The sequence below is a fragment of the Nesterenkonia sp. F genome (genome assembly GCF_000220985.1).
Classification (GTDB): Bacteria; Actinomycetota; Actinomycetes; order Actinomycetales; family Micrococcaceae; genus Nesterenkonia.
In genome coordinates this window covers 41,043-57,752 of the sequence record NZ_AFRW01000016.1, presented here as the reverse complement: position 1 = coordinate 57,752, position 16,710 = coordinate 41,043, and the positions used below count along the sequence as shown (strand labels likewise).

19 protein-coding genes are annotated in these 16,710 nt (G+C 72.1%); 11 read left to right on the top strand and 8 right to left on the bottom strand.

Going from position 1 to position 16,710, the window contains the following annotated elements:
• Window positions 1-270 precede the first annotated feature (270 nt).
• The gene (locus GU5_RS0101900; protein ID WP_010523889.1) at window positions 271-1,125 is read right to left on the bottom strand and encodes a DUF4352 domain-containing protein; all 855 of its coding nucleotides are present in this window, start codon (window positions 1,123-1,125) and stop codon (window positions 271-273) included.
• A gap of 184 nt (window positions 1,126-1,309) precedes the next feature.
• Here GU5_RS0101900 and GU5_RS17170 point away from each other — a divergent pair, with 184 nt between their 5' ends.
• The 5 genes from GU5_RS17170 (at window position 1,310) to GU5_RS13520 (ending at window position 6,546) form a co-directional block, all read left to right on the top strand.
• Window positions 1,310-1,471: a hypothetical protein gene (locus GU5_RS17170; protein WP_158217711.1), complete on the top strand. Its 162-nt coding sequence runs from the start codon at window positions 1,310-1,312 to the stop codon at window positions 1,469-1,471.
• Window positions 1,471-2,532: a sensor histidine kinase gene (locus GU5_RS16170; protein WP_010523888.1), complete on the top strand. Its 1,062-nt coding sequence runs from the start codon at window positions 1,471-1,473 to the stop codon at window positions 2,530-2,532. The genes GU5_RS17170 and GU5_RS16170 overlap by 1 nt, the downstream gene beginning before the upstream one ends.
• A gap of 62 nt (window positions 2,533-2,594) precedes the next feature.
• Window positions 2,595-3,266, top strand: coding sequence for a response regulator transcription factor (locus GU5_RS0101885; RefSeq protein WP_010523887.1), 672 nt, complete (start codon window positions 2,595-2,597; stop codon window positions 3,264-3,266).
• A 73-nt stretch (window positions 3,267-3,339) separates the two neighbouring features.
• Window positions 3,340-5,565: a S9 family peptidase gene (locus GU5_RS0101880; RefSeq protein WP_010523886.1), complete on the top strand. Its 2,226-nt coding sequence runs from the start codon at window positions 3,340-3,342 to the stop codon at window positions 5,563-5,565.
• A gap of 78 nt (window positions 5,566-5,643) precedes the next feature.
• Window positions 5,644-6,546 (top strand): class I SAM-dependent methyltransferase, encoded by a 903-nt coding sequence (locus GU5_RS13520; protein WP_010523885.1) that lies wholly within the window; start codon window positions 5,644-5,646, stop codon window positions 6,544-6,546.
• Window positions 6,547-6,567: 21 nt separating this feature from the next.
• On the opposite strand, the gene GU5_RS0101870 is transcribed toward GU5_RS13520, so the two are convergent.
• Window positions 6,568-7,569, bottom strand: a complete 1,002-nt coding sequence (locus GU5_RS0101870) for a DUF2332 domain-containing protein (RefSeq protein WP_010523884.1) — start codon at window positions 7,567-7,569, stop codon at window positions 6,568-6,570.
• Window positions 7,570-7,869: 300 nt separating this feature from the next.
• Here GU5_RS0101870 and GU5_RS15765 point away from each other — a divergent pair, with 300 nt between their 5' ends.
• Together GU5_RS15765 and GU5_RS0101855 are read left to right on the top strand one after the other, a co-directional pair.
• Window positions 7,870-8,220: a hypothetical protein gene (locus GU5_RS15765; RefSeq protein WP_237704646.1), complete on the top strand. Its 351-nt coding sequence runs from the start codon at window positions 7,870-7,872 to the stop codon at window positions 8,218-8,220.
• 50 nt (window positions 8,221-8,270) lie between these two features.
• A complete protein-coding gene (locus tag GU5_RS0101855) occupies window positions 8,271-9,266 on the top strand; it encodes a 1,4-dihydroxy-2-naphthoyl-CoA synthase (RefSeq protein ID WP_010523883.1) in 996 nt (331 codons plus the stop codon).
• Window positions 9,267-9,376: 110 nt separating this feature from the next.
• Here GU5_RS0101855 and GU5_RS0101850 read toward each other — a convergent pair whose 3' ends face one another.
• Together GU5_RS0101850 and GU5_RS0101845 are read right to left on the bottom strand one after the other, a co-directional pair.
• Window positions 9,377-9,745: a type II toxin-antitoxin system death-on-curing family toxin gene (locus tag GU5_RS0101850; RefSeq protein WP_010523882.1), complete on the bottom strand. Its 369-nt coding sequence runs from the start codon at window positions 9,743-9,745 to the stop codon at window positions 9,377-9,379.
• Window positions 9,745-9,951 carry a hypothetical protein gene (locus GU5_RS0101845; RefSeq protein ID WP_033227718.1) on the bottom strand — a complete coding sequence of 69 codons (207 nt, stop codon included), beginning with the start codon at window positions 9,949-9,951 and terminating at the stop codon, window positions 9,745-9,747. Before GU5_RS0101845 ends, GU5_RS0101850 begins: the two co-directional genes overlap by 1 nt.
• 143 nt (window positions 9,952-10,094) lie before the next feature.
• On the opposite strand from GU5_RS0101845, the gene GU5_RS0101840 reads away from it, so the two are divergent.
• The 3 genes from GU5_RS0101840 to GU5_RS0101830 all read left to right on the top strand — a co-directional run bounded on the left by GU5_RS0101840 (window position 10,095) and on the right by GU5_RS0101830 (window position 13,707).
• Window positions 10,095-11,231, top strand: a complete 1,137-nt coding sequence (locus GU5_RS0101840) for an aldo/keto reductase (RefSeq protein WP_010523880.1) — start codon at window positions 10,095-10,097, stop codon at window positions 11,229-11,231.
• Window positions 11,232-11,514: 283 nt separating this feature from the next.
• Window positions 11,515-12,780, top strand: a complete 1,266-nt coding sequence (locus GU5_RS0101835) for an AMP-binding protein (protein WP_010523879.1) — start codon at window positions 11,515-11,517, stop codon at window positions 12,778-12,780.
• A gap of 51 nt (window positions 12,781-12,831) precedes the next feature.
• On the top strand, window positions 12,832-13,707 hold the full coding sequence (locus GU5_RS0101830) for a 1,4-dihydroxy-2-naphthoate polyprenyltransferase (RefSeq protein WP_010523878.1): 876 nt from the start codon (window positions 12,832-12,834) through the stop codon (window positions 13,705-13,707).
• Between the two features lie 36 nt (window positions 13,708-13,743).
• Here the strand turns inward: GU5_RS0101830 and GU5_RS13510 are convergent, their stop codons facing one another.
• Window positions 13,744-14,262, bottom strand: a complete 519-nt coding sequence (locus GU5_RS13510; protein ID WP_010523877.1) for a PLD nuclease N-terminal domain-containing protein — start codon at window positions 14,260-14,262, stop codon at window positions 13,744-13,746.
• Window positions 14,263-14,378: 116 nt separating this feature from the next.
• Between GU5_RS13510 and GU5_RS13505 the strand changes: the two genes are divergently transcribed.
• Window positions 14,379-14,768, top strand: coding sequence for a DUF4229 domain-containing protein (locus GU5_RS13505; protein WP_010523876.1), 390 nt, complete (start codon window positions 14,379-14,381; stop codon window positions 14,766-14,768).
• Between the two features lie 64 nt (window positions 14,769-14,832).
• Here GU5_RS13505 and GU5_RS0101815 read toward each other — a convergent pair whose 3' ends face one another.
• The 3 genes from GU5_RS0101815 to ccsB form a co-directional block, all read right to left on the bottom strand.
• Window positions 14,833-15,210: a DUF2267 domain-containing protein gene (locus GU5_RS0101815; RefSeq protein WP_010523875.1), complete on the bottom strand. Its 378-nt coding sequence runs from the start codon at window positions 15,208-15,210 to the stop codon at window positions 14,833-14,835.
• 40 nt (window positions 15,211-15,250) lie between these two features.
• Window positions 15,251-15,478 carry a DUF2795 domain-containing protein gene (locus tag GU5_RS0101810; protein ID WP_010523874.1) on the bottom strand — a complete coding sequence of 76 codons (228 nt, stop codon included), beginning with the start codon at window positions 15,476-15,478 and terminating at the stop codon, window positions 15,251-15,253.
• Window positions 15,479-15,565: 87 nt separating this feature from the next.
• On the bottom strand, window positions 15,566-16,705 hold the full coding sequence (gene ccsB, locus GU5_RS0101805) for a c-type cytochrome biogenesis protein CcsB (RefSeq protein ID WP_010523873.1): 1,140 nt from the start codon (window positions 16,703-16,705) through the stop codon (window positions 15,566-15,568).
• Between the last annotated feature and the right edge of the window lie 5 nt (window positions 16,706-16,710).

The window sequence follows — 16,710 nt, the reverse complement described above, 5'->3', positions numbered from 1 at the left end:
ATGGATCCGGCCGGGCACGAGGAGTGAGTGCGGCGCGGGGCTGCGGGCCGCCGTCGGGGACCGGCGAGTGGCGGCCCCGCTCCCACGATCACCGAGTATTCGCAGAGTCCCCGTGCTGTTTCACGATGATCCTTCGAAAGATCGGGGATCCTCAGGCCGACGACGGCGCCGCAACAGTCGGACGGACGGCCCGGCCCGCTCTTCGCGGCGACGGGCCGTCCGTCGACGTATGCACCAGATGGTCACCTGCGGGCACCCGGACCGGGCGCCTCAGCCCACTGCGACGAACACGTCGTCGGCGAGCATGCTCGGCGAGACCCGGAGCGTCCCGTCCTCGACGCCGTCGGCGGGCACCTGCAGCGCGATGTTCCCAGACGTCGAGGCGCCCTCGTAGAGCGTGCTCATCGAGTCGAAGCTGTCCGGAGCCACGGCGGACATCTCGGTGCCGTCGAACGTGTTCCCCTCCGGGGAGACGTACGCGACGCTCAGCATCGGCATGCTGCCCTCGGAGTCGTCGCCGGTGTACTGCGCGGTGACGTCGACCAGGATGTAGGTCCGGCCCTCCGCCGGCGCCTCGTTGAACTCGTTCTCCGCCAGCACGGCGTCGGTGGCGTCCAGGTCCACGCCGTCGACCGTCACCGTCCAGTCGGAGGTGGAGATCTCCGCGCCCAGCGGATAGGGGTTCTCCCGGGTGCCCGGCTCGCCGTCGGCGGCCTCCTCGGAGGCGGAGTCGCCGGATCCGGACTCCTCGGAGCCGGACTGCTCAGCTCCGGCCTCATCGGCGTCGCCCTCTCCGGCGGCCGGCTCCTCGACGGTGGCCTCGTCCGAGAAGGCCTCGTCGAAGGAGTCGGCGACCACCGCGAAGAAGACGATGACGCCGATGACGGTGCCCACCACCGACACGATCAGTGCGGCGATCCCGGTGCCGCGCCTCCTTCCCCGCAGGAACAGGGACACCAGCGCCAGGATGAACGCGATCGGCAGCAGCACCCAGCCGACGATCAGCGCTCCGGGCAGACAGGCGAAGATCGTCCCGAGGATCGCGGTGATCAGGGCGATCAGGCTCAGGACGTTCCGGCGAGGGCCGGAGTCGACGGCGGCGGATCCAGCATGGGTCGTGGTCATCGGGAGTACCTGCTCTCTTCTCTGGAGTGCTGTGCATGATGCACGTCGATGTGCTCCGACGAGCCTCTCGGACCCCCGCCCCGCCGCGGTACGCCGGATCGGGCCGAGAAGGATGCCCGATCGGGCAGACTCCGCGGCCCGATCCGGCCTCCGAGCGGCGGAGGGCTCTCATTACACTGGCGGGATGCTCCCCCGAACCTGGCCCCGGCCCGTGCGCGCCGTCGTCTCCGCTCTCATCGTGCTCACGATGATCGTCGTCGGCCTGCTGATCCTGGTGTCGGCGACGATGACGGATCCCGCCCTGGCCGACCCCGCCACCGGGGAGCCACGGACCTCGGCGCGGTGATGGCCGGGCTGGGCATGCTGGCGCTGCTCACCCTGCCCCTCTACCGCCGGGCCCCGCTGGTGCCGATGCTCGCCGGCACCGTCGTCGCGCTGCTGCTGGGCCTGGATCCCTTCGTGCTGGCGGTGGGGCTGACGGTATGGATCGTCCGGGCTCGCCGGCGGTGGCACTGGGCGGTCGCGGCGGCCGGCATCGCGGTGATCCTGGTCAGCGCGGGCCTGCACCTGCATGCGCTCTCCAGCTGGGCGGATGAGGAGCATCGACGCACCGGTCAGATCACCGTCGTCGCGCTGACGGTGCTGTGCCTCGGCCTGGTGCTGGGCATCTCCCTGTGGACCCGCCAGCGCCGCTCCGCCGACGCCGCCGCGGCCCAGGCCCGCGCCGCCGAGCACACCAGCGAACAGCTCTCCGAGCAGCTGACCCGCCGGCGCGAGCGCGACGAGCTGGCCCGGGAGGTGCACGACACCCTCGCCTCCGACCTCTCCGGGCTCTCCCTGCACGTGGGCGGGCTGGAGAAGGCCGTCCAGACCACTCAGGATCCCCAGCTCCGCGAGGGCCTGCGCACCACCCGCGACTACGCGGACCAGGCGCTCACCAACCTGCGCTCCCTGCTGACCTCGCTGCGGGAGGGCGGGGCCGACGACGACGCTCCGGCTCCCGCGCCCCGGGGGATCGCCGATCTGCAGGCGCTCTTCGACGAGGCCTCCGCCCAGGGGGTGCAGGTGCGCCCCTTCGTACTGGTCGACGGCTACTCGACCGCACCGCAGGCCCTGCAGCACACCGTTCGCCGCATCATCGGGGAGGCGCTGACCAACGTCCTGCGGCACAGCAGCGACCGGGCCGCGGAGGTCAGCATCTCCGGCGCTCCCGGCCGGGGCTTCGACCTGCGGATCAGCAACCGCGCCGCGGACTCGCCCGACTTCACCGCAGGCTCCGGCACCGGACTGACCGGCATCCGGGAGCGGGCCGAGCTGCTGGGCGGCACCGCGGACGTCCAGCACGCCGACGGTCTGTTCACGCTCACTGTGCACCTGCCGTGGGCGGCGGACGACGCCGACGCCTGAGCCGCGGCCCGGAGCCTGCCTGCTCGCGACGCTGGTCGACACCCCGTTGGTAGACTGCCCGGGTGCAGATCTCCGTGGTGGCAGTCGACGACGACCCCCTGGTCCTGGGTTCGCTGCAGAACATCCTGAAGCCGGAGGAGGATGTCGACGTCGTCGGCACCGCCGGCTCCGGGCCGGAGGCCGTCGAGGCGGTCAGGGCCCACCAGCCCGACGTCGTGCTGATGGACCTGCACCTGCGCGGGGCCCTGGACGGGGTCGAGACCACCCGGCGGCTCCGCCGGCTGCTGACCCCGCCGACGGTGCTGGCGGTGACCAGCTTCGACACCGACCACTACCTGCGCGGCGCCCTCGACGCCGGGGCCACAGGCTTTCTGCTGAAGAACGACGCCCCGGACCTGCTGGCCACTGCGATCCGCATGACCCACGACGGCGACCCGATGATCTCGCCGGCGATGACCTCGCGGCTGATCGCCAGCTATGTCACCCCGACCACCGACCAGGTGTGCCAGGACGCGCGCCGCCAGGCCGCCGACCTCGCCGACCGCGAGGTCCAGGTGGCCGGCCTGATCGGCGACGGCAGGACCTATCAGGACATCGCCGAGACGCTGCACCTCTCCCCCAGCACGGTGAAGTCCACCGTCCGCCGCGCGATGGACAAGGTCGGCGCCGACACCGGCGCTCAGCTGGCCGTCATCGTCGCCCGCGCCCGGCTGGACGCCCCCGACGCGAGATGACGGATCAGGTGAGGGATCGGGCGACGACTCAGAGGCGACGCCCCGCCTGCGCCCCACCTGATTGAATGGGGCCATGTCTGACGCCACCACCCCCGCTCCCCCGCGGGCGAAGCAGGTCCCCGTCGAGCGCACCCACCACGGCGACACCGTCGTCGATCCGTACGAGTGGCTCCGGGACAAGGAGTCGCAGGAGGTCCATGACCACCTGCACGCCGAGAACGCCTACACCGAGGCCGTCACCGCCGACCAGCAGCCGCTGCGCGACGCGTTCTTCGCCGAGACCACGCACCGCACCGTGGAGACGGACCTGTCGGTGCCCTCGCGCCAGGGCGACTGGTGGTACTTCACCCGCACCATCGAGGGCGAGCAGCACCCGGTCTTCTGCCGGGTGCCGGCCCAGCCCGACGACGGCGGCCTGGCCGCCTGGACGCCGCCGGAGATCGAGCCCGGCGTCGCGCTGGACGGCGAGCAGACCTACTTCGACACCAACGCCGAGGCGGCGAAGCACCCCTTCTATCAGCTCGGCGGCCTGGGCGCTGATCGCGCCGGGCGGCTGCTGGCCTACAGCGAGGACACCTCCGGCGACGAGCACCACACGCTGCGCTTCCGCGACCTGACCACCGGCGAGACGCTGGACGAGGCGGTGGAGAACGTCCACGGCGGCCCGGTGCTGGACCCGGCCGGCGAGCGCGCCTACTACATGGTCGCCGACGCCGCCTGGCGCCCCCACCAGCTCTGGGTCCACGCTGTCGGCACACCGGCCAGCTCGGACCGGCTGCTGCTGCAGATCGACGACGAGCAGCTCTGGACCGGTGTCGAGGCCTCCGCCGACGAGCGGGAGCTGCTGATCGTCTCCGGCAACGCCGAGTACGACGAGACGCGCCTGCTGGACCTCACCGATCCCGACGCCGAGCCGCAGCTGCTGATCAGCGCCGCCCGCCGGCTGCTGCACACCGTGGAGCCGATCGAGCTCGACGGCGAGCGCCTGCTGCTGGTCACACATAACCAGTCCGGCCCGAACAACGCGCTCTCGCTGACGTCCGCCGCGGCCCTGCGCGCTCAGGTCGAGGCCGAGACGCTGGACCTGGGCACCACCGTGCTGCCGCACGAGGACACGGTGAAGCTCGAGGGTGTGGCCGTCACCGCCGCGCAGGTCCTGGTCAGCGCCCGGCGTGACACCATCGAGTCGGTCCAGCGCCTGCCGCTGGCCACGCTGCGGGCCGTGCGCGACGGCGCGGCCCCGACGCCGACCTCGCAGCTGGACGGGCTGATCTTCGACGAAGAGCTCTACAGCTGCTTCCTCGCCTCCGCACGCTATGAGGCGCCGCTATTCCGCGTGGTCTACACGTCCTGGCTCACCCCGCCGCGGATCTACGACGTCCCCCACGTCGCGGAGGGGGACGGCGCGCCGGAGCCGATCCTGCGCCGCGAGACCCCGGTGCACGACGTCGACCTGGACGCCTACCGCGCCACGCGGATCTGGGCGCCCACCGACGACGTCGGCGCCTCCGGACATCAGGTCCAGGTGCCGGTGACGGTCCTGCACCACCGCGATGTGACCCCGGACGCCACCAACCCGACGCTGGTCATCGGCTACGGCTCCTACGAGATCAGCATGGATCCGCACTTCTCGGTGCCGCGCCTGTCGCTGCTGGACCGCGGGATCGTCGTCGCCGTCGCCCATGTCCGCGGCGGCGGCGAGCTGGGCCGCCGCTGGTACGAGGACGGCAAGAAGCTGGCCAAGCCCAACACGTTCCGCGACTTCGTCACCGCCACCGACCACCTGGTCGAGACCGGCTGGGCCGACGCCGAGCGCATCGCCGCCTGGGGCGGCTCGGCCGGCGGGCTGCTGATGGGCGCGGTGGCCAACTTGGCGCCGGAGAAGTACGTCGCGATCGTCGCGCAGGTGCCCTTCGTGGACAATCTGACCTCCATCCTGGATCCGGACCTGCCGCTCTCGGCCCTGGAGTGGGAGGAGTGGGGCAACCCGATCACCGACGGGGACGTCTACTGGTGCATGAAGTCCTACTCGCCGTATGAGAACGTCCGGGACACCGCCTACCCAGCGATCGCGGCGGTGACCTCGCTCAACGACACCCGCGTGCTCTATGTGGAGCCGACCAAGTGGGTGCAGCGGCTGCGCGAGCACCAGCAGGGCGAGGCGCCGATCGTGTTCAAGATCGAGATGGACGGCGGCCACGGCGGCGCCTCCGGCCGGTACGAGGCCTGGAAGGACCGCGCCTGGGACTACGCCTTCATCGCGCACCACCTGGGCGTCGACGCCACCACCACGCGCTGAGTGGTCACTTCTGACGGTGACACACGGCGTGTCGACTCCGAGATCCGGTCATTCGTGACCACTCACGGCAGGAGACCGATGACTGAGGAGACCCCCGACGGCGGCACGGCGGCCGCTGCGTCCGACGACGCCGTCGTCGCCCCGCTCCCCGAGCACGCCTGGACCGAGGACCCCGACTATGTGCGGGTCTACGACGTCGAGAACGCCGGCGGCTGGGACCACGACTTCTACGCCGAGCTGATCGGCGAGCTGGTCGGGGTCCCGGTCGACGACGGCGCGCGGTCCGGCGGACCTGGCGCGGCCGACGACGGCGACGACCCCCGCACCCCGCACGTCGCCGACATCGGCTGCGGCACCGGCGTGCTCGGGCTGCGGCTGGCCGCCGCGGGGATCCGGGTCACCGGCGTGGACCCGTCCGCAGCGATGATCGCCGCCGCCGAGGCGCGCACCGCCGGCTCGGACCTGGATGAGCTGGTGACCTGGCACCACGGCTTCGCCGACCGCCTGCCGACGGCGAGCGTCGACGTCGTGCTCATGGAGGGCCACGTCGCCCAGTACTTCCTGGAGCGCTCGGCCTGGGACGAGGTCCTCGCCCACGCGCATCGGGCCCTGGTCCCCGGCGGCGCGCTGACCTTCGAATCGCGCAACCCCGAGGGCCTGGAGCTCGATGTCTGGGATGAGGAGCACACCCGCGAGACCCAGGAGCACCCCGACGGCGGAACCTTCGACTCGTGGATCGAGCTGGTCAGCGTCGTGGGAGAGCAGGACGACGGTCCGCTGGTCACCCACCGCGGCCACATGGTCCTGCCCGACGGCCGCCACGTCACCACGGAGGAGACGCTGCGCTTCCGCCCGCTGGAGGTGCTGCGCGGCTCGCTGGAGCAGGCCGGCTTCGTGATCGAACAGCTCTGGGGCGACTGGGACCGCGAGGAGCTCGACGCGGACTCCCCGGAGATCATCGTGCTGGCTCGGAAGCGCTGAGCGGCCGGATCGGTCCGCCGTTCAGCGCACCAGCTGCCGCGCGTACTGCCCGTGCGGGCCGGTCCGGGCGATCGGCTCGCCGTCGAGGGCAAGGATGAAGCCGGTCGCGTCGGGGTCCTCCTCGGGCAGCTGCTCGGCGATCTCCGGCAGCACGCGGTGGCCCTCGTTGCTGATCCAGCGCGCTCCGGCCGCCCGCACCTGCTCGACGAAACGCCGGCGCTCCTCGGGCGACAGATAGACGAGCACCGCCGAATGCATGATCACCGGCGTGACGCCCTCGGGCACGCGGGCCAGCAGATCCGGCAGCTCGGCGTTGAGGTCGCCGCCGACCAGCTCGGGCTGCCGGGCGGCGATCAGCTGGGCGCCGGCGTCGATGCGTTCGAGCCGGTGCTCCATGCCCGGCCACACCAGCGTCTCGAGCCAGGCGAGGTCCTCCTCGCGGGTCAGGTCCAGCGGGTTGAGGTCGACGCCGCCGCGCCAGACGATCTCCGGCAGCGCCTGGGGCGGATCCACGCCTTCCAGGCCGCAGTCGATCTCCAGATCCGTGGTCACCGGCCCGCGCGGGACCAGCTCAACCGGCCCGTCCGGGGTGCCATAGCGGAAGGTCCAGGCGTCCGGGTAGAGGCACAGCCCGGCGGAGGCGCCGACCTCGATCAGCGCGACCGGCCCCTCGATGCGGGACAGCGCCAGATTGGTCACCGCGCTTCGCCCGGGCTCGTTGGTCTGGGTGCGCCGGAGCCGCATGGTCTCGGCGACGTCGTGCCAACGGGCCAGCACCTGGGCCCGAGCGTCGGACCAGGGTTTCAGCGGCGTGCCGTGCAGCCGGGCGGCGGCGAAGAGCAGATTCGCCTGCCGCTTCTCCCCCGGCAGGGAGAGCAGCCGCTCGAGGATCTCGTCGTCGGCGGCGACGCCGAGGCCCCAGTCTTCGTAGAGCACCGAGACCGGCGCGGCCTCCACCTCGGCGAAGTGGCGGAAATACTCGCGCAGGCGGTCAAGTCCGCCGTCGGCTGGGATGTCCTGCATACCCTCACCCTACGGACGGGCGTCCATGGAGGGAACAGGCGGTTGCCGCTGCCCTCCCGACCACCGCGGCCCCGCCTCGGGTACGCTGAACCGGCGAACCCTATGACCTCGCGGGGACAGCATCCTCGACGAACGGAGCCGACGTGCCCGATCTGTGGACGACTCGCATAGAGCGTGCCGCCGACGCCGAGGCTGTGCGCTCCATCCATCTCGCCGCCTTCGAGACCGCCCAGGAGGCCGACCTCGTCGACGCCCTGCGCGGGGACCCCCCCCTGGCTGCCGGGACTGTCACTCCTCGCGGTGACGGCCGATGACGCTCCTGTCGCCCATGCCCTGCTGACTCGGTGTCACATCGGGAGGACGCCGGCGCTGGCCCTGGCGCCCTGTGCTGCGTCGCCGAATCTCCAAGGCCATGGAGCCGGTTCCGCGGCGATCCGCGGCGCGCTGGAGGCCGCGGCCGCCGCAGACGAGCGCGCCGTCGTCGTGCTCGGCCACCCCGGGTACTATCCCCGATTCGGATTCTCACGCGCCTCCGCGTACGACATCGACGTCGGCTTCGACGTCCCTGACGAGTCCCTGATGGTGCTGAACCTCGACGGCGGGAACCTGCCGTCGGGCCGCATCCGGTACGCTCGGCCCTTCGGCCTCTGAGCCACCCTGGCCGGATCACCGGTCGCCCGACGCGCGATAGACTCGAGGCCGTGACCGACGCCCAGGACTCCCAGGACCGCCAGGACTCTGCCGCTTCGACCCCGCCGCTCCCCGATCAGGTCTCGGATCTCTTCGACTCGTGGCAGTGGCGCCGCGTGGAGGGCTTCGAGCTGCAGGACGTCACCTACCACCGCCGCGTGGAGCGCGACGCCGACGGTCGCGTCCTCCGCGATCTGCCGGCGGTGCGCATCGCCTTCGACCGCCCGGAGGTGCGCAACGCCTTCCGCCCGGGCACCGTCGACGAGCTGCACCGCGCCCTGGACCATGCCCGGATGACGCCCGACGTCGGCGCGGTGCTGCTCACCGGCAACGGTCCCTCGCCGAAGGACGGCGGGCACTCCTTCTGCTCGGGCGGCGACCAGCGCATCCGCGGCCGCGACGGCTATCACTACGCCGCCGGCGAGACCGCCGAGACCATCGACCCCGCCCGCGCCGGGCGGCTGCACATCCTGGAGGTCCAGCGGCTCATCCGCACCATGCCCAAAGTCGTCGTCGCCGTCGTCAACGGCTGGGCGGCCGGCGGCGGACACTCGCTGCACGTCGTCGCGGACCTGACGATCGCCTCGCGCCAGCACGGGAAGTTCAAGCAGACCGACGCGACCGTCGGCTCCTTCGACGCCGGCTACGGCTCGGCGCTGCTGGCCCGGCAGATCGGGCAGAAGAAGGCCCGGGAGATCTTCTTCCTCGCCCGCGAACACTCCGCCGAGGACATGGTCGCCGCCGGGGCGGTGAACGAGGCCGTCGACCACGAGCGACTGGAGGAGGTCGCCCTGGAGTACGCCGACGACATCGCCCGCCAGTCCCCGCAGGCGGTGCGGATGCTGAAGTTCGCCTTCAACGCCGTCGACGACGGCATGGCCGGCCAGCAGGTCTTCGCCGGCGAGGCCACGCGGATGGGCTACATGACCGACGAGGCCGTCGAGGGCCGCGACGCCTTCCTGGCCAAGCGCGAGCCGAACTGGGCCGACTTCCCGTACTACTACTAGCGATGACTAACGATGACGCCGTGGCACGGGTGGGAATGGCCCGGCTTTCCCACACATGCCACAGAGTCATCCCCGCCCGCCCCGAGTCGGAGCGGGCCGGAACAGATCGCCTACGGCCAGCGCCGGGTGTTCGCCTCGAGGAAGGCGGCCGACTCCTCCAGGGTCAGATTCCCCTGGGCGACGTCGAGGATGTGGTCGAAGGCCGCATCGTCGTCGGCGATCAGCTGAGCGCCGTTGCGACGGAGGAAGACGATCAGCAGCACGAAGGCAGTGCGCTTGTTGCCGTCGCGCAACGCATGGTTCCTCGCGAGCGACTCCGTCTGGGCGGCCGCGGCGAGCTCGAGGGATGGATACGCCGGCCGGCCGAAGACGGCGGTCACGGGCCGTGCCAGAGCGGACTCGAACAGCCCCTCGTCCCGCCGGTGGAAGCCCAGCCTGCCCACGACGCCGAGCGCCGCCTCCAGACTGACCCGCTTCATCAGGCGTCGGCGAGGCGCTCGATGACGTCGCCGTAGCGTTCGAAAGCATAGTCGACGGCTTCGTCGACCTGCTGCTGCTCGTCTTCGCTGCGCACCAGCCGCTCGACGCTCTGCGTGATCAGTGCATGCTTGGAGATGTGCTTGCGGGAGGCGATCTCCTCCAGCTGTTTCTCGAGCTCCTCCGGAAGCCGCAGCGTCATAGCCATACCACGATGGTATCACCGGCGGTGCCGGCGACGACGGTCGCGGCCGGCACCTGCGCATCGATCCGGAGAAACGATTCAGTTCGGCGCGACGAAGGTATAGATTCACCCATGGACACGCTCCGCCGATCACCAGGAGGACCCTCGTGAGCACCCCGACTCCCTACGCACCGTCCGGATCCGAGCCGTTCCACCGCCAGCTCTCCCCCACCTGCGGGCTGCGGGTCTCCCCCATCGCCCTGGGAACGCTGACCTTCGGCCGCGGCGAGGAACTGACCCATATGGGAGACGTCGACGCCGCCGGCGCCGCCGAGATGCTGGCCCGCGCCCGCGAGGCCGGGGTGAATCTGATCGACACGGCCAACCTCTACGGCAACGGCGTGGCCGAGGAGGTCGTCGGCGACGCCCTGACGAAGCTCGACCACGCCGAGGACTTCCTGATCGCCACCAAGGCGCGCATGGTGATCGGCGACGCTCCCAACGACGGCGGCGCCTCCCGCTGGCACCTGCTGCGCGAGGTCGACCGCTCGCTGTCCCGGCTGGGCCGCGACCACATCGACCTCTTCTACCTGCACCAGTGGGACGGCCAGACCCCGCTGGAGGAGACCCTGGAGACCATGGACACCCTGGTCCGGGCCGGGAAGATCCGATACTACGGAGTCTCCAACTACATGGGCTGGCAGCTGCAGAAGGCCCTGCGGGTCTGCGAGGCGAACGGCTTCATCAAGCCCGTCTCCCAGCAGATCCTCTACTCCGCCTACACCCGCACTGCCGAGTACGAGCAGATCCCCTCCGCCCTCGACGCCGGCATCTCCACCCAGCCGTGGAGCCCGCTGAACATGGGCCTGCTCACCGGCACGTGGCGCCGGGGCCGACAGCCTGAGGGCCCCTCGCGGCTCAAGGACGGCACCGGCCAGGAGATGCGGGTGCCGGACTGGGACCGGCTCCACGACGTCGTCGACGCGCTCGAGGAGGTGGCCGGCAGGCACGACGGCGCCACGATCCCGCAGGTGGCCCTGGCCTGGACGCTGACCCGCCCCGGCGTGCACAACGCCGCCGTCGCCGCCCGGAACCTCGAGCAGCTCGAGGACCTGCTGGGCTATGCCGAGCTGCAGCTGACTGCAGAGGACCTGGCGACCATCGACCGGGTCGGCCGGCCGGAGGTCATCTACCCGCACTGGCATCAGGCGGACATGGCCGCCGAGCGACTCGGCCCGGCCGACGAGGACATCATCGGCACCATCGGCGAGCAGGTGGCCGAGCAGTTCGGCGCCCGCTCCTGACCCGCTCCTGAGCTGCTCCTGAGCTGCTCCTGAGCCGCTCCTGAGCCGCTCCTGACGCCCTCCTGAGCCCTGAGCAGGGCGGCCGCGCGGCGTGGAGCGTCGCCGAGCTCACGCCGCGCGGCGTCTGCGGGGATGCCGGTGCTAGTCTGAGAGCCATGGCTGAGATCTCCTCGGGGGCAGGCCCCGTCCGCCGCGCAGTCCTCGAGGCGGGCACCGGTCCGGGAAGCGTCCGGCCCTTCCGTCCCGAGGTGCTCACGACCGCCGCCGACCCCTCCTGCCGCCGATGGACCTGACCGGATCCGCCGAGCGCCGGGTGTCGCGGGCGCTCGAGGCTCTGGACGCCGCGTTGCGCGGCGTCGCCGCACCCGTGGAGTTCCGCCCGGCCGACGACGGCGTCCCGACCTGGACGCCGCGGCCCGACGTCGCCGACCTGCCCCACCTCGACTACGGCGACGACGCCGACGCGTCGGCCGAGCCCCCCGCCGTCGTGGTGCGCACCTCCGGCTCCACCGGGACGCCGAAGCAGACGCTGCTCTCCGCCGCCGCGCTGCGCGCCTCCGCCGAGGCCACCGCCGACGCGCTCGGCGGGCACGGCCAGTGGCTGCTGACCCTGCAGCCCAGCTACGTCGCCGGCCTGGCGGTGCTCTCCCGCAGCCTGGTCGCCGGCACGACGCCGGTGCCGCTGCTGACCGGCACCACCGACCCCGACCGTTTCGCCGAGGCCGCCGAGCAGCTCACCGCCGAGCGACGCTTCGTCTCCCTGGTGCCCACCCAGCTGACCCGGCTGCTCGACGCCGACCACGACCGCGCGACGGCCGCACTGCGCCGCTTCGACATGATCCTGCTCGGCGGCGGGGCCTCCTCGCCCGAGCTGCTCGACCGTGCGGCCGCGGCCGGACTCCGCGTGGTGCGCACCTACGGGATGAGCGAGACCTGCGGCGGCTGCGTCTACGACGGCCACCCGCTGCCCGGCGTCGGCGTCTCCGCCGACGAGCACGGCCGGATCAGCCTCTCCGGACCGATGGTCGCGGTGGGATACGTCGACGCCGGGATCACCGCCGACCGGTTCGACGTCGACCCGGCCACCGGGCACCGCCGCTTCCTCACCGACGACCTCGGCGCGCTGAGCACCGTCGCCCACGACGCCGCGGGCACCCACGCCAGCCCGGCGCCGTCGGGGGTGACCACGTCGATCGTGCCGCGTCTGACGATCACCGGCCGCGTCGACGACGTGATCACCACCGGCGGGGTCAAGGTCTCCGCCGAACAGGTCCGGGCGGTGCTGCTCGAGCATCCCGGCGTGGCCGAGGCCTTCGTCGGCGGCGTCGCCGACCGCGACTGGGGCCAGACAGTCCGTGCGGCGGTGGTGCTGGGTGCGGTCTCGCGCACCGACGACGTCCTCGACGCTCTGCATGCCGGCGTCCGCGAGCGCCTCGGCCCCGCCGCGGTCCCGAAGAGCCTGCAGGTGCTGCCCGCGCTGCCCCTGCTGCCCACCGGCAAGCCCGACCGCCGACGACTGCTGGCCCTGCTGGCCGAGGACCGGCCGTGAGCCGTCCTCGCCCCGCCTCTCCGTCCGACTCGCATCCCCGTGAGGAGCATCATGGCCACCCCGAATGACTGGATCGCCGGTTCCCGCCCGCGCACGCTGCCGATGGCCGTCGCCCCGGTGGTCATCGGCGCGGCCGCGGCCGCCGCGCTGGGCGCCTTCGACCTGCGGATCGCGGTGCTCGCCCTGGTGGTGGCTCTGGCGCTGCAGGTCGGGGTGAACTACGCCAACGACTACTCCGACGGCGTCCGCGGCACCGACGACGAGCGTGTGGGCCCGATGCGGCTGACCGCCACCGGCACCGCGGCCCCGGGCCGGGTGAAGGCCGCGGCCTTCACCAGCTTCGGCGTCGCCGGCCTGGCGGGGATCGTCATCGTGGTGCTCTCCGGCCAGTGGTGGATGCTCGCCCTCGGCGGGGTCTGCGTGCTGGCGGCCTGGTGGTACACCGGAGGCTCGACGCCCTACGGCTACCTGGGTCTGGGCGAGGTGATGGTCTTCCTGTTCTTCGGCCTGGCCGCGACGCTGGGGACCACCTGGGCGACGGCCCTTCAGCTCAGCGCCGGCGCCGTCGTCGGGGCGGTCAGCCACGGGCTGATCGCCGCGGCGCTGCTGATGGCCAACAACGTCCGCGACATCCCCACCGACCGCGAGTCCGGCAAGCGCACCCTGGCGGTGCGGCTGGGCGAGCGTCCCGCCCGGGCGAGCTACGTGGTGATGATCGGGCTGGCGCTGCTGCTGCCGCTGACGCTGCTGGGGCAGAGCTTGTGGTTCCTGCTGGTGCTGCTGGCTCTGCCGTTCGCCCTCGGCCCGGCGCGGATCATGCTCTCCGCCCGGCACACCGGAGGCGCACTGATCACCGTGCTGCAGCTGACCGGCCAGATCGGCTTGGTCTTCGCCGCGCTGCACTCGGCGGCGCTGCTGCTCGGCTGAGGCTCCGCAGCCCGCGGGCGACGCCGACGCGCCGATTCAGCGGGGCTGGTCCGGCGCGTCCGAGCCCGGGGCGTCGGGGGTGTCGTCGGCGTCGTCCGTGCCGTCGGCGTCGTCGCTCGAGCCGTCCGTGCTGCCCGAGTCATTCGTGCCGGCCGAACTGTCCGTGGCGTCCGTGCCGCCCGGCGAGCCACCGTCGGCGTCGCCTCGGTCGGCGTCCGGCTTCTTGCGCCGTTCGCGGGCCTCGAGCTCCTGCTCCTTCCGGCGCAGCTCCTCCTCGCGCTGGCGCTGGCGGCGCTGGACCTCCAGGGTGCGCAGGAAGTTCGGGTCGTCGTCGGGGGCGCCCTTCGGCGCCGTCGGGCCGGCGCCCGCGTCGCCGCGGCGGCGGCCGAAGCCGAGCCACAGGCCGGCCCCGATGACCGGCACCAGCACGATGACCGCGAGCCACGCGGCCTTGCCCATCACCCGCAGGCGATGGCGCGGGGTCTGGACGCACTCGATCAGGCTGTAGATGACCAGACCGAGGCCCACGATCCCGAGCGGAATGATCAGCCTCATACCTGCCACCCTAGTTCATCGGCGCAGGTCGGCTCACTCCACGTCGAGCGGCATCCGGGACTGCACGGGAGCCGCCCGATGCGCCGAACGGCGGACCGGCGACCTACAATCGAAGGGTGGCGCTCCTCAAGTACTCCCTGATCCGCCTGGCGACCTTCTGCCTGGTCTTCGCCGCGTGCATGTTCCTGGACCTCGGCCGCTTCACGCTGGCCTTCGCGGTCCTGGTGGGGCTGCTGGTCTCCTGGGCGGTGGCCTATCTCTTCTTCGACCGCCTGCGGCTGGCCGCCGGCGAGCAGCTGGCCGCGATCTTCTCCGGCCGCCGCAGGACCGGCGCCCGGCAGCAGGCCGACGCCGACGCCGAGGACGCGCTGGCCGAGCAGTACCACGCCGCAGAAGGCCGCCCGCAGAACGCTCGGCCGTCCGGCGAGGTGCGTCGGGACCAGGGCGGCCGCCGGGACGTGGACGGGCCGGACCACGGCGCGGACGACGACCGACCGCACAGGTGACGGACCCGCGTTCGGAGCCGCGGCGCCGCAGCTCGTCCAGCTCGTCCGCGCGTCGCCTCGGGAGTCAGTTCCAGCGCGCGTAGCCGGAGAGGTCGGTCGGCAGGGCGGCCATGAAGTCGGTCCGCTCCCCCTCGCTGACCGCTTCGGCGATCGAGGACAGCACCGCATGCGCGGCGTCGCGGGCCTGGGCGGCGGTCTGGTCGAGCCGGCCCCGGAGACGCTCGATGAACTCGTCCTCGCCGAATCGCCCGGCGTCCTCCCCGGGATCGGTCAGCAGCTCGGCGAATCCGCTCGGCAGCTGGGCCGCCAGACGGGCGGCCTCTCCTCCCAGATCGCGGCTCCCCAGCACGGTCAGCACCTCGGTGATGACCCGCCGGGCCTCCTCCTCGGAGGCGTAGTCTCCGCGCCGCCGCACCAGTTCGGTCACGTCGTCGGTGTTCATGGGCGGTCTGCTCCTTCCTGCGTCCGGTCCCCGGACGGCATCAGCGCTCGGTGCCGCCCGGCGCGTCCTGTCCCTCGGGCTCCTGGGGCACGGCCTCGACCACGCTGTCCATGTTCTCGAATCGCTGATCGGGCAGCGCTCGCAGGGCCTGGAGCGACTTGGCGTCGACGTCGCGCTCCTCGGCATAGGCGACGAGGTCGCCCTTCGACGCCGGGAAGTCGACTCCCTGCAGCGCCTTCTGTGCTCTGAGATCGTCACGCGCAGTCATGCGGGTCTCCTCTCGTCCGGGATCCCCGACGCTAGTCGCCCGCAGAGCGTCTGGCCAGCCTCCGCGCTCGCAGGGTCAGGGTGCTCCTCACTCCGGCAGGCCCGCGTAGGAGTGCAGGCCGGCGAAGAGCGTGTTGACCACGGTGAAGTTGAAGATCACGCAGGCGAAGCCGATGATCGACAGCCAGGCCGAGCGCGAGCCGGTCCAGCCGCGCGTCGCGCGGGCGTGCAGGTATCCGGCGTAGACGACCCAGACCACGAAGGTCCAGACCTCCTTGGTGTCCCAGCCCCAGTAGCGGCCCCAGGCCTCCTCCGCCCAGATCGCGCCGAAGATCAGCGTCAGCGTCCAGGTCACGAAGCCGATGGTGTTGATCCGGTAGGCCCGGTTCTCCAGCGCCATCGCCGAGGGCACCATGCGCATGAACTGCCAGCCGCCGGTGTCGGACAGCATCCCGGCGGCGCGCTTGGCCTCGCGACGATGCTGGATCAGCTGCAGCACGCTCATCGCGAAGGTCAGCGTGAACAGCCCCATGGAGAACACCGCCACGGAGACGTGGATGACGATCCAGGGGCTCTGCAGCGAGGGCTGCAGGTGGCCCAGCGGCGTCGGGAAGCCGATGGTCGCCGCCGTCATCATCACCACGACCAGCCCGACGGCGAAGGTCCCCAGGAAGCGCAGATCCTTGCGCAGCAGCGAGACCAGGTAGACCGCGGCGACGACGAACGCGCCGGTGGTGAGGAACTCGTACATGTTGCCCCAGGGCACGCGGCCGGCCGCCGTCGCCCGGGCGCCGACGGCGAAGCCGTGGGCCAGGGCGGCGAGGATGGTCAGCGCCACCGCCACATTGGCCAACGGACGGGCGAGGCCGGTGTAGGTCATCTCGTCGTCGACGAGGTCCTCGGCGGAGGCCTCGACGGCGCGCGGCGCCGCGTCGGAGCCCCCGGCGTCGGAGTCCCCGGCACCGGGCTCCCCGGCGTCGGAGGAGCCGGCTCCGGCGGAACCGGCGCCTGCGGACGCCGTCGCGCGGACGCGCTCGGAGCGCTCGGCACGCTCGGCCTCCTGCTCGGCGGCGAGCTCGGCCTCCAGGCGCCGGATCGTCACCGAGCTGCGCGCGATGTCCAGGGCGAACATCAGGAAGGCGGCGGTGTAGATCAGTGCGGCGATGAGCATGAACAGGTCGCTGTACTGCGCCAGCTCCTGATCGATCGAACCGGTGAAGGTGGGCATGGCGA